The sequence below is a fragment of the Microbacterium mangrovi genome (assembly GCF_000802305.1).
GTDB lineage: Bacteria > Actinomycetota > Actinomycetes > Actinomycetales > Microbacteriaceae > Microbacterium > Microbacterium mangrovi.
Genome location: NZ_JTDK01000006.1, coordinates 90,161 through 102,846 on the forward strand (window position 1 = coordinate 90,161; position 12,686 = coordinate 102,846).

Here is a 12,686-nt window from a genome sequence, read left to right on the forward strand (position 1 = left end):
CCACGGGCGTAGCCTGACCGTATGACGACCCTGTCGCGCGGGCAGCAGGCCGAGTTGCGCACCCACACCGTCGACAACCAGCCGCCCTGGCGGACGGGCCTGGACGAGTACACCGCGAACGTGCCGCTCGTGCAGGCCGTGGCGGCCTTCGGAGCCGACCACGCGCACGACGCCCTCACCGTCACCGGCACCCGGGTCGGCACGGCAGAGTTCCAGGGAGATGCCGAACGCGCGAACGAACACGAGCCCGTGCTGCACGCCTTCGACCGCTGGGGTCACCGGCTGGACGAGGTCGAGTACGACCCGTCGTACCACCGGGTGATCGGCGCCGCGGTCGCGGACGGCGCGCACACGGCATCGTGGTCGGATCCCGGCCCCGGCGCCGCCGTCGCGCGCGCGGCGACCTTCATGCTGTACGCGCAGATCGAACCCGGCCATGCGTGTCCGGTGTCGATGACGCACGCCGCCGTCGCGTCGATCGCCGACACCGCCGTCGCCGGCACGTGGCTGCCGCGGCTCTACGCTCGCACCTACGATCCGAGACTGTCGGTGCCCGGCGGCAAGCGCAGCGCCCTGATCGGGATGGCGATGACCGAGAAGCAGGGCGGCTCCGACGTCCGGGCGAACACCACGGTCGCCGAACACGACACGGGTGAGGACTACCGCATCACCGGGCACAAGTGGTTCTGCTCCGCGCCGATGTCGGACGCCTTCCTCGTGCTCGCCCAGACCCGTCGCTCAGGACGCGACGAAGGGCTCTCGTGCCTCTTCGTCCCGCGAGTGCTCCCCGACGGGACGCGAAACGTGTTCCGCATTCAGCGCCTCAAGGACAAGCTCGGAAACCGCGCCAACGCGTCCAGCGAGATCGAGTTCGACGGCACCTCCGGCATCCTGCTGGGCGAGGCCGGCCGAGGCGTGCCGACGATCATCGAGATGGTCCAGCGCACCCGGCTCGACTGCGTGCTCGGGACGGCTGCCGGCATGCGGCAGGCGGTCGCGGAGGCGACCTGGCACGCGCGGCATCGCCGCGCGTTCGGCGCGGTCCTGGCCGACCAGCCCGCGATGACCGCCGTGCTCGCGGACCTCGCGCTCGAGTACGAGGCGGCCCTGCTCAGCGGCCTGCGCCTGGCACAGTCGTTCGAAGCCGACGCCAGGGATGCCGACCGGGCGTTTCGCCGGCTGGCCACGCCGGTGCTGAAGTACTGGGTCTGCAAACGTGGTCCGCACCACGCGTACGAGGCGATGGAGTCCCTCGGCGGCAACGGCTACACCGAGGGCTTCCCACTGGCGCGTCGGTATCGGGAGCAGCCGGTCATGGCCATCTGGGAGGGCTCGGGCAATGTGATCGCGCTGGACGTGCTGCGCGCGCTCGGACGGGATGCGGCCTCCGCCGCAGCCCTCGCTGCCGAGCTCGATCTCACGGCGGGGGAGCATCCGATCCTCGATGCGCACACGCGGCGCACGCTCACGCTGCTCACGGACGTGCAGCGCGCTCCCGACGACGCGGCGGCTCAGGCTCGCCGGCTCACCGAGATGATCGCGCTCGCGCTGCAGGGGTCGCTGATGCTGCGATTCGCGCCGCGGGATGCTGCCGAGGCGTTCATCACGGCGCGGCTGGGCGACGATCGGGGCGCGCAGTACGGGACCCTCCCGCGCGGAACGGATGCCGCCCGCATCCTGCGGCGTCACGAATCACCGGCCGCGGTCTGATCAGGCCGCCTGCTGTCGGTCCGCGGCGGAGTCGAGCGCCGCGAGCAGCCGTGTGCGCAGAAGCTGCGCGCGACCCGTGAATTCGCGCTGCCGGCGCACGTATTCGGCCTTGCCCTCAGGCGTCTCGATCCGGACCGGTTCGCCCGCCCACTCGTGCATGTCGTAGGGGGATGCCTGCATGTCCAGGTACCGGATGTCGCGTGCGAGTTCGAAGGCGTCGAGCAGGAGGTCGCCGGGCGTGAGCGGCCCCAGCTTGACCGCCCACTTGTAGGCGTCCATGTTGGCGTGCAGACAGCCCGGCTGCTCGAGCGCCGGCTGCGACGCCCGGGTGAGCGTGGTGCGGTTGCGCGGGACCGCGTCGTCGGTGAAGAACCGGAACGCGTCGAAGTGCGTGCATCGAAGGTCGTGAGCCTCGACCACGGCGTCGGTGGCCTGCTGACCGAGTCGCAGCGGGACGGGATGCCGGTGCTCGCCCTGCCGGTAGACCATGGCCCACTCGTGAAGTCCGAAGCACCCGAACGACGCCGGTCGGGCGGCGGTCGCCCGCAGCAGGCGTTCGATCGAATCCACCAGTTCGGGCTTCTCGGCCCGGAACGCGGCGGCATCGACGGCCAGGGCACCGGGTGTGGTGCCCGCGCCGTACCATCGCCACGTGGCGCGGTCGGTGTCGGCCGCGTCGGCCAGTTCGACGCCGGCTCCGGGATGCCAGCGGCGCAGGATCGCCGGCTTGTAGGAGTAGTACGTGAACAGGAAGTCCTCGACCGGATGCCGCTCGCCGCGGGTCGCGCGCTCGCGGTGCCCCGCCGTGAGTGCGTCGGCCCGATCACGGTGGGCGCGCTCGATCTCCCGCCACTCGGCGCGGGGGAGAAGGGTCACGCGGCGTCCGCAGGCTCGATGAGCGAGGGGGAGTCGTTGCGCACGTTGCCCACCTCGGTGCCGACCACGTGGTCTTCGAGCGTGCCGGCGACGTCCGGGGCGGCGTCGATCGCGGCATCCAGCACGTCGCCGACGTTCTCGACCGTCGGGTCGAGCCACGCGTCGGCGAAGTCGGCATCGAGGAACAGTGGCATCCGGTCGTGGATGGAGCCGAGGCGTCCGATGGCGTCGCGGGTGAGGATCGTGAAGCTCAGCACCCACCGCGCGGGATCGTCGTCGCCGAGCGCGGGGTTGCGCCACCACGAGTACAGGCCGGCGAACAGCATGGGCTCATCGCCCTCGGGGTGGATGAAATGCGGGATCTTGCGCTCGCCCTCGCGCTTCCACTCGTAGTAGCCGCTCGCCGGAACCACCGCGCGGCGTTTGATGAGGGCGTCGCGGAACATCGGCTTGTGCTCGGCCTCCTCGGCCCGCGCGTTGATCGCCCGGGCGCCTCCGGACAGATCTTTCGCCCACGAGGGCACGAAGCCCCACCGGGCCGACTCGAGCCGGCGGGTGGGCGGTTCGGTCTTGGCGGAATCGAGGACGATGCCGACCTGGTTGGTGGGCGCGACGTTGTACGAGGGCGCGGGCAGGTCGTCGCCCACGACGTCCACCCGGAGCACCCCCACGAGTTCCGACGCGACATTGGCCACCACGAATCGTCCGCACATGGCCGTCACCCTACGCCGGGGGTCCGACGTTCGCGCAGCACGCCGACCTCTTCGAGACGGGCGAGCAGGGCCGCGCCGTCGTCGCCGGTCACGTGCGGCACGGCGACGGAGGGCTCATCCGCCGGGGAGCGACCACCGGCGAGCACGGCTTCGGCCGGAGTGAGCCGCCGGATGGCGATGGACGCGACCCGGTCCGGATGCGCCTGCGTGAACGTCTTGTAGATCTGCTCGTCGTGCTGGCCGTCATCGCCGATGAGCAGCCAGGTCACCTGCGGGAACTCCTCGGCGAGGCGCGCGAGGTTGGTGCTCTTGTGGTCGGACCCGCTGCGGAACCACCGGTCGTGCGTGGGGCCCCAGTCGGTCAGCAGCATGGCCCCGGGCGGGAAGAGGTGCCGGGCGAGGAAGCGGGCGAGCGTGGGGCCGACGTTCCATGCCCCCGTCGACAGGTAGACGACCGGCGCTCCCGGGTTCTCCCCGACGATGCGGTTCATCAGGACGGCCATGCCGGGCACGGGCTGGCGCGCGTGCTCGTCGATGACGAACGAGTTCCAGGCGGCGATGAGCGGGCGCGGCAGCGAGGTGACCATGACGGTGTCGTCGATGTCGCACACCACCCCGAAGCGCACGTCCGCGCCGACGATGAACACCCGGGCTTCGACGGCGTCGCCGTCTTCGACGGTCATCGTGAGCGTCTGCCAGCCGGGGGAGAGCCGTGCCGGCAGGACGGCGTCGACGACGCCGCCGCGGTCGGCGACCACCTCGTGCGTCACACCGCCCACGGTGATGCTCACCTGCGCGAAGCCGATCGGGACCGCCACGAAGCTGCGCCATCCGCGCACCCGGGCGTACTCGCCGTCGGACTTCGACGGGATGGGGGACGTGATCAGGACGCGGCCGAGGACCCGCACCCAGTCCTCGCCGCCGTACCCCGGAAACGCCGTGACCGTCGGCACGAGCCCGCGATGGCGCGCCCGGCGTTCCCGCCAGGCGTGGAAGCGGTACTCCGCACGCGCGGGCAGACCGACCTCGACGCGGCGCGCCTCGGTGGCGCGTCGCGGCGCGGGGGTGTCAGCCGTCGGGTGGGGCATCCTCTCAGTCTTCCACGCCCGTCGTACCGGTTGGATCCGTCGTCTTGCGCAGGTGCTGCCGCTCGTTGTGCGCGATGATGCGCTTGACGACGTACGCGAGCAGGATGAAGGTCGCGATGATCGCGACGAAGATGTAGCCGGCCTGATGCAGGCTCTCGGCCATCTGCCGATAGCTGCCGGCCGCCAGCGCCGCCACCGTCACGTAGGCGGTCGCCCAGATGACGCAGGCCGGGACGGTCCAGGCGAGGAACCGGCGGTAGCGCATGCCGCTCATGCCGACCACGAGCGGGACGAGCGAGTGGAGCACGGGCAGGAACCGCGAGAGGAACACGGCGGGTCCGCCACGACGGTCGATGTAGCCCTCGGCGCGGTCCCAGTTCTCTTCGCCGAGCTTCCGGCCGAGCCACGAGGCGCGGATCGCCGGTCCGAACGTCTTGCCGAGCCAGAAACCGACGCTCTCGCCGACGAGCGAGCCGGCGACGATCGCGCCCACCAGGGCGATGCCGCCCAGCGGCGTCGTCACGGCGGTGCCCGCGGCGATCGCGATCGTGTCGCCGGGGACGATCAGGCCGAGGAAGATGCTGGTCTCGAAGGCCATCGCGACGCCTGCCAGCAGGGTCCGCACGATCGGGTCGACGTCCTGGATGACGCCGAGCAGCCACGTGACGAACTCGTTCATATTCCGAGGGTAGGTCGTTGGGCTTCGGTGGCGCTGGGAATCAGCGGCGCAGACCCTTCCCGGCGCGGTCCGGTAACCTGAAAGGTGCGCTCGTCGCGCGCAAATCCTCCGTACGAACTGCGATTGGCCTTACCTGTGTCACAGACCACCGAGTCACACCACGTAGCCCCCGGCGAGGGCGGTTACGACGCCCACGCGATCCAGGCGAAGTGGCAGGCGCTCTGGGCCGAGAGCGATCCGTTCCGCGCGGGTGGCGACGACGACACCCGTCCGCGCAAGTACGTGCTCGCCATGTTCCCCTATCCGTCGGGGGACCTGCACATGGGGCACGCCGAGAACTACGTGTACTCGGACATCGTGGCGCGCTTCTGGCGCCACCGCGGGTACAACGTGCTCAACCCCATCGGCTGGGACTCCTTCGGGCTGCCGGCCGAGAACGCGGCCATCAAGCGCGGGGCCAACCCGCCCACCTGGACGTACGCGAACATCGCGCAGCAGCGCGCCAGCATGGAACAGTACGGCGTCTCGTTCGACTGGTCGCGCGTGCTGCACACGAGCGACCCCGACTACTACCGCTGGAACCAGTGGCTGTTCCAGAAGCTGTACGAGCGGGGCCTGGCCTACCGCAAGCAGAGCCCGGTCAACTGGTGCCCCAACGACCAGACCGTGCTCGCCAACGAGCAGGTCGTCGACGGGCGCTGCGAGCGCTGCGGCGCCGAGGTCGTGAAGAAGAAGCTCACCCAGTGGTACTTCCGCATCACCGACTACGCCGACCGTCTGCTCGACGACCTGAACCAGCTCGAGGGCTTCTGGCCGCAGAAGGTCATCCAGATGCAGCGCAACTGGATCGGCCGCTCCGTGGGCGCCGACATCCGGTTCGAGATCGAGGGCCGCGCCGAGAAGGTGACGGTGTTCTCGACGCGCCCGGACACCCTGCACGGGGCGACCTTCATGGTGATCGCGCCGGATTCCGACCTCGCCGCCGAGATCGCGTCCGAGGCACCCGCCGACGTGCGGATGCGGTTCCAGGCGTACCTCGAGACCGTGCAGCGCACCACCGAGATCGACCGGCAGTCGACCGACCGCCCCAAGACGGGCGTCTTCCTGGAGCGCTACGCGATCAACCCGATCAACGGCGAGCGCCTGCCGATCTGGGCCGCCGACTACGTGCTGGCGGACTACGGTCACGGCGCGGTGATGGCGGTGCCGGCCCACGACCAGCGCGACCTCGACTTCGCCCGCGCCTTCGACCTGCCGGTGAAGGTGGTGGTCGACACGACCGCTCCCATCACGGGGGCGATCCCGGTGATCGAGCTGGATGACGACGGCGTGCCGATCGAGCCCGAGGCATCCCTGGACGAACTGGATCCGGTGCGCACCGGCATCGCGCTGACGGGCGAGGGCCGGATGATCCGGTCGGGTTCGCTCGACGGCCTGTCCAAGCGCAACGCGATCGCGCGGGTCATCGAGGAGCTCGAGGCCGCCGGGACCGGTCACGCGGCCAAGACGTACCGTCTGCGGGACTGGCTGATCTCGCGCCAGCGGTACTGGGGCACGCCGATCCCGATGCTGCACACCGAGGACGGCCAGATCATCCCGGTGCCCGAGGACCAGCTGCCGGTGACGCTTCCCGACGCCGACGGCCTCGACCTCACGCCGAAGGGCGCCTCTCCGCTCGGCGCCGCGACCGAGTGGGTCAACACGGTCGACCCCGCGACCGGGGCGCCGGCGCTGCGCGATCCCGACACGATGGACACCTTCGTCGACAGCTCCTGGTACTTCCTGCGCTTCCTGTCGCCGGGCGACACCGCCCAGGCGTTCTCGGTGGAGCAGGCGGCCCGGTGGGCCCCGGTCGACTTCTACATCGGCGGCGTCGAGCACGCGATCCTGCACCTGCTGTACGCGCGTTTCATCACCAAGGCGCTCTACGACATGAAGCTGGTCGACTTCACGGAGCCGTTCTCCAGCCTCATCAACCAGGGCATGGTGATCCTGGGCGGCGCGAAGATGTCCAAGAGCAAGGGCAACCTCGTCCTGTTCCAGGAGGAGCTCGAACAGCACGGCGCCGACGTGCTGCGTGTCGCCCTCGCCTTCGCCGGTCCGGTGGAGGACGACAAGGACTGGGACGACGTGTCGACCACGGGCGCCGCGAAGTTCCTGGCGCGCGCTCTGCGCGTTGCGCGCGACGTCACGAGCGAGACCGACGTGGTCTGGGCCGAGGGCGATGCCGCGCTGCGCCGCGTCACCCACCGTCTGCTGGCGGATGCACCTGGTCTCATCGAGCACACCAAGTTCAATGTCGTCGTCGCGCGTCTGATGGAGCTCGTCAACGCGATCCGCAAGGTGATCGACTCGGGGGCCGGGGCGGCCGATCCCGCCGTGCGCGAGGCGGCCGAGGCCGTCGCGATGCTGCTCGACCCGTTCGCGCCGCATGTCGCGGAAGAGATGTGGGAGATCCTCGGCTACGACAAGTTCGTGGGGCTCGCCGTGTGGCGCCAGCCCGACCCGACGCTCCTCGTCGAAGACACCGTGACCGCGGTCGTGCAGATCGGCGGCAAGGTGCGCGCGACGCTCGACGTGCCGGCGCGCATCACGCCGGACGCACTGGAGAAGCTCGCCCGCGACGACGAGCGCGTGCAGCGCGCGATCGGGGACCGCGAGATCGTGCGTGTCATCGTGCGCGCCCCGAAGGTCGTCAGCTTCATCGTGCGCTGAGCACGTGACCTGACACGAGTGCCTCGCCCGTGGTGGCGGGGCACTCGTGTGTCCACACCGGGCCGCGGGGCCGCGGTTGTGCACAGTCGAGCGTCCCGGACGAATCGTCGGAGGGCGGGCCGCCTAGCGTTGCGGCGTGGCCACAGCGATCGACGAGGTCCCCGAGCGGGACGATGAGACAGAGCCCCGCGGCGACATCCCGGAGGCGGCGTCGCCCAGGCGACGGCTGGGAGTCGGCGCGGCCATCATCCTGATCCTCGGGGCTCTGGCTGTCACGGTCGTGATCGGGGTCGTCCGTGCGGGCGGCGGGGCGGCATCCACCCCGGCGGTGTCCGCGACGCGGCCCGCTGCGGCGCCGACGTCCGGCACGCAGAAGCGCGTCTATGTCGACGTGGCCGGTGCGGTGAAGCGTCCCGGGTTGTTCGTGCTGCCGGGGGATGCCCGCGTGCTGGATGCGATCTCGGCCGCGGGTGGGTTCGCGTCGAAGGCCGCACGGGGGTCGGTGAACCTCGCGCGGCCGCTGACCGACGGCGAGCAGCTCGTCGTCCCGGCGGAAGGCGCTACGCCGTCGCCGACGGGGGATGCCGCGAACACCTCCTCGGTAGGGGACTCGTCCGGAGCGCCTGCGGCCGGCGGGAAGGTGGATCTCAACACCGCCACGAAGGAGCAGCTGGAGGAGCTTCCGCGGATCGGCCCGGCGCTGGCGCAGCGGATCCTGCAGTGGCGCAAGGACAACGGCCGGTTCACGAGTGTCGATGATCTGCAGGCGGTGTCGGGGATCGGAGACAAGATGCTGGCGGCGCTCCGCGACCTCGTGAGGGTCTGATGGGTGCCGAGACGGAGCGGCTGCGGCGCACCGATCTTCGGCTCGTGCCGGTCGCGGCGGCCTGCTGGACGGCGGCGGCCTGGGGCGTGGTGAATCCCGCGCACGCGGGGACCGCGGCCGCGATCCTGTGGGCGGTGGTGGCTGCAGTCGTCGTGGCGCTGGTGCTTTCGCACGCCGGCCGCTTCACGCGCTCACGCGCGGGTGCGGCGCTCGTTCTGGCCGCTGTCGCCCTCGCCGGTGCGGCCGCGGCCCTGTCCGCCGTCGGCGTCGCCGAGCCGGCGCGCACCGCCGCCGGAAGTCTGCCCGCGGGCGGCGGTCGCAGCGTCGTCGTCGAGGCGACGGTCACCGGCTCGTCTTCTCGCACGGCTGCGGGGGGCGTGCTGTTCGACGCAGACGCCCGCAGCATCCGGATCGGGCCGGAGACGCACACGCTCCGCGTCCCGGTGAAGGTCCTGCTGAGCAAGACCATCCCGGTGGGGCTCGGTGACACCATCATGGTGCGCGGCACCGTGCGCCCGACCGGGCCGGGGGAGCGGCCGGTCTTCATCGTGTTCGGCGACGGTGACGCCCGCCTCACCGGTCACGCGACCGGCGCGCTCCAGATCGCCTCCGTCCTGCGCCGGGGGCTCGTCACGGCCACGGGCGGGCTCCCGCAGCCGGGCGCCGGTCTTATCCCGGGGCTCGCCGTCGGGGATACCACGGCCGTCACCGCCGAGCTGGACGCGGACATGAAGGCGAGTTCGCTGACGCACCTGACGGCGGTGTCCGGCGCCAATTGCGCGGTCGTGGTGGGCATCGCCTTCGGCCTGGCCGCTCTGTGCGGAGCACGCCGGATCATCCGGGTCGGGTGCGGTCTCGCCGCGCTTGCGGGCTTCGTCGTGCTCGTGACGCCGGAACCGAGCGTCGTGCGTGCCGCGATGATGGCGGCGATCGCGATGCTCGCGCTGCTGCTCGGGCGGGCCCGGCTCGGGATCGCGCTTCTCCTCCTCGCCGTCGTTGTCGCACTGCTCGCGGATCCGTGGCTGGCGATGTCGGTCGGGTTCGCCCTGTCGGCGGCCGCGACCGGCGCATTGCTGGTGCTCGCGCGTCCGCTGGCGGCGGGACTTGCCCGCTGGATGCCGCGCACGCTGGCCTTCGCGCTCAGCGTGCCGCTGTCCGCGCAGCTGGTGTGCGGGCCGCTCCTCGTGCTCCTCACCCCGACCATCCCCGTGTTCGGCGTCGTCGCGAACCTCCTCGCCGAGCCCGCGGCGCCGGCGGCGACCGTGCTCGGGCTGGCGGCGTGCCTCGCCCTGCCGCTGCCCGTGCTGCAGGCCGGGCTCACTGCGCTGACCTGGGTGCCGGCCGCGTGGATCGCGGCGACGGCGCGGCTGTTCGCGCAGCTTCCCGGCCACGGGCTGCCGTGGTTCGGCGGGGTCGCCGGCGCGGCCGCTCTCGCGCTGCTGAGCGCGGGCATCGTGTGGCTGCTGGTGCCCGCCGTGCCGGGCCGGACGGCGAGACGCATTCGTGCGGCGGTCGCCGCGGGCGTCGCGATCGCGCTGGGCGTGTGGGGCGGGTTCGCAACGCTCGGTGGCGTGGCCGCGCCGCTCACCGTTCCGCGAGACTGGTCGGTCGCGCTGTGCGACGTCGGCCAGGGCGACGCCATCCTGCTCCGCTCCCAGGGGCGGATCGCCCTCATCGACACCGGGCCCGATCCGGAGCCCCTCGCGACCTGCCTGCACCGGTTCGGCATCAGCCGGATCGACCTCCTGGTGCTGACGCACTACGACCACGACCACGTCGGCGGCGTCGAGGCGGTGCGCGGGCGCGCCGACGTCGTTCTGCACGGCCCGCCCGATTCTCCGAGGGCCGACCGACTGCTGCGCGAGCTCGCGGCATCCGGTGCGGACGTGGTGGATGCCGCGGCCGGAATGCGCGGCCCGCTCGGGGCCGCCTCGTGGACCGTCCTCTGGCCGCTGCGTGACGGCAAGGCGTACCCGCCGGGCAACGAGTCATGCGTGGTGCTGGACATCCGCGGACCCGGGATGCCGACCGGGCTCTTCCTCGGCGACACCGACGAGGTGGCGCAGGCGGCGATCCTCCGCACCGGAGGCCTGCGGCCCCCGTACGAGGTCGTCAAGGTCGCCCACCACGGCAGCGCGGACCAGGATCCGCCCCTGTACGCCGCGCTGCGCGCCCCCGTCGCGCTCATCTCGGTCGGGGCGGGCAACGACTACGGCCACCCGCGGGCCCCGACCCTGCAGTTCCTCGCCGCCGACCGCGCAGACATCCACCGCACCGACCAGGAGGGCATCGTCACCGTCACCGAGACCTCTGCCGGCCCCGCCCTTTGGCACGAGCACGACCGCACAGCGCCGCAGCTCACCCCCGGGCGGTGACGTCCGGGGGTGAGCTGCGCTGCGCTGCGCCACGCGCCGTGTGGGACCGGCACGTTGACGGTAGTGTCCGAAGCACATCCGGAGGGAGAGGTGCGCCATGATCGACGGTTCCGTGATCGATCGGATCCTGATGGAGAACCGCTATTGCGTGCTCGGCACGGCGGATGCGGCCGGGCGGCCGTGGGTGAGTCCCGTCTTCTTCGCGCAGCTCGATGACGATCGGATCTGCTGGGTGTCCGACCCGGCCGCCCGGCACTCGCAGAACATCCTCTCGCACGCCGCCGTGGCGATCACGGTGTTCGACAGCACGGTCCCCGTCGGGCGGGCGGAAGCCGCCTACTTCGACGCCGACGCCGGTTTCCTTCCCGAGGAGTCTCGTGATCTCGCACTCGCGGCCCTCAACGCGCGACTGCCGGAGGGCAAGAAGCTCGGTCCCGCGGATCTCGCGCCGGCGGGCCCGCTGACGATGTACTCCGCGCACATCCGGCATCGGTACGTGCTGGTGCGCGGCGGCGACCCTGAGCACGGAAACACGCTGGACACGACGGTGGAGGTCTGAGTCCTCGACAGGGGTGTCCGAGCCCCCGACTACGCTTGAGGGCATGGCCCCGGCACCCCGACGCTCACCCGCATCGAAGTCCGGCGCCGCCCGCACGGCGTCGCGCGCGGTCATCCCGCAGCTGTCCTGGCGCGACCCGCAGCCGGCGCCGATCGTGCTGGTCTCCGGGCCCGAAGACGTCTGCGCCGAGCGGGCGATCGCCGGCGTGCGCGACTACCTGCGCGCCGAAGACCCCACGCTCGAAGTCTCCGACATCCGCGCCGACGACTACGCCGCGGGCACGCTGCTGGCGGTGACGTCGCCCTCTCTGTTCGGCGAGCCGCGGCTGGTGCGCATCACCGGGGGCGAGAAGATGAGCGACGCGTTCCTGACCGAGGCGCTGGCCTACCTCGACGCACCGCAAGACGGGGCGACGGTGGTGCTGCGCCACTCCGGCGCGAGCGTGCGCGGCAAGAAGCTGCTCGACGCGATCCGCGCCGGCACCGGCGGCGGTGTCGAGGTGCCGTGCCCCGTGATCAAGCGCGACGGCGACCGGTACGACTTCGCGGCCGGCGAGTTCAAGGCGGCATCCAAGCGGATCGCGCCGGCAGCACTTCGCTCGCTGGTGTCCGCTTTCACGGGCGACCTGACCGAACTCGCCGCCGCCTGCCAGCAGCTCATCGCCGACGTCCCCGGCGACGTGACCGCCGAGGTCGTCGAGCGCTACTACGGCGGGCGGGTCGAGACGTCGGCCTTCACTGTCGCCGACACCGCGATCTCCGGCCGTCTCGGCGACGCGCTCATGGCGCTGCGTCAGGCGATGGACTCCGGCGTCGACCCCGTGCCGCTCGTCGCCGCGATCGCGATGAAGCTGCGCACCATGGCGCGGGTGGCCGGCAGCCGGGAGTCGGCGCAGGCGCTGGCATCCCGGCTCGGCATGAAGGACTGGCAGGTCAACAACGCCCGCCGCGACCTGTCGGGCTGGAACCAGCAGACCCTCGGCCTGGCGATCATGGCGGCCGCCCAGGCCGACGCCGACGTGAAGGGCGCCTCCCGCGACGCCGTGTTCGCGCTGGAGCGCCTCATCACCGTGATCGCGACCAAGGCGCCCTACGGCACCCGCTGAGCGCTCCGGGCGAGAAAACGACGAAGGCCCGCCCCCAGGG

Annotated in this window: 10 protein-coding genes; 6 read left to right on the top strand and 4 right to left on the bottom strand. The window is 71.7% G+C overall.

The window, feature by feature from the left end; translation table 11 throughout:
- Window positions 1-21: 21 nt before the first annotated feature.
- Entirely contained in the window at window positions 22-1,710 is a 1,689-nt protein-coding gene (locus LK09_RS04475) for an acyl-CoA dehydrogenase family protein (RefSeq protein ID WP_039396533.1), read from the top strand.
- Here the strand turns inward: LK09_RS04475 and LK09_RS04480 are convergent, their stop codons facing one another.
- The 4 genes from LK09_RS04480 to LK09_RS04495 are packed head-to-tail and all read right to left on the bottom strand — an operon-like array spanning window position 1,711 to window position 5,066.
- Entirely contained in the window at window positions 1,711-2,586 is an 876-nt protein-coding gene (locus LK09_RS04480; protein WP_039396536.1) for a hypothetical protein, read from the bottom strand.
- The gene (locus tag LK09_RS04485; RefSeq protein WP_039396540.1) at window positions 2,583-3,299 is read right to left on the bottom strand and encodes an SOS response-associated peptidase; all 717 of its coding nucleotides are present in this window, start codon (window positions 3,297-3,299) and stop codon (window positions 2,583-2,585) included. The genes LK09_RS04480 and LK09_RS04485 overlap by 4 nt, the downstream gene beginning before the upstream one ends.
- 5 nt (window positions 3,300-3,304) lie before the next feature.
- A complete protein-coding gene (locus tag LK09_RS04490) occupies window positions 3,305-4,387 on the bottom strand; it encodes an App1 family protein (RefSeq protein WP_052226411.1) in 1,083 nt (360 codons plus the stop codon).
- Between the two features lie 4 nt (window positions 4,388-4,391).
- Window positions 4,392-5,066: a DedA family protein gene (locus LK09_RS04495; protein WP_052226412.1), complete on the bottom strand. Its 675-nt coding sequence runs from the start codon at window positions 5,064-5,066 to the stop codon at window positions 4,392-4,394.
- 135 nt (window positions 5,067-5,201) lie between these two features.
- Between LK09_RS04495 and leuS the strand changes: the two genes are divergently transcribed.
- From leuS to holA, 5 genes are all read left to right on the top strand, one after another.
- A complete protein-coding gene (gene leuS / locus LK09_RS04500) occupies window positions 5,202-7,781 on the top strand; it encodes a leucine--tRNA ligase (RefSeq protein ID WP_039396544.1) in 2,580 nt (859 codons plus the stop codon).
- 136 nt (window positions 7,782-7,917) lie between these two features.
- Entirely contained in the window at window positions 7,918-8,607 is a 690-nt protein-coding gene (locus tag LK09_RS04505; protein ID WP_331454262.1) for a ComEA family DNA-binding protein, read from the top strand.
- A complete protein-coding gene (locus LK09_RS04510) occupies window positions 8,607-10,982 on the top strand; it encodes a ComEC/Rec2 family competence protein (protein WP_052226413.1) in 2,376 nt (791 codons plus the stop codon). The genes LK09_RS04505 and LK09_RS04510 overlap by 1 nt, the downstream gene beginning before the upstream one ends.
- A 97-nt stretch (window positions 10,983-11,079) precedes the next feature.
- Complete coding sequence (locus tag LK09_RS20585) at window positions 11,080-11,541, top strand: pyridoxamine 5'-phosphate oxidase family protein (RefSeq protein ID WP_052226414.1); 462 nt, start codon at window positions 11,080-11,082, stop codon at window positions 11,539-11,541.
- A 43-nt stretch (window positions 11,542-11,584) separates the two neighbouring features.
- Window positions 11,585-12,646, top strand: a complete 1,062-nt coding sequence (gene holA / locus LK09_RS04520; RefSeq protein ID WP_039396547.1) for a DNA polymerase III subunit delta — start codon at window positions 11,585-11,587, stop codon at window positions 12,644-12,646.
- Window positions 12,647-12,686 lie beyond the last annotated feature (40 nt).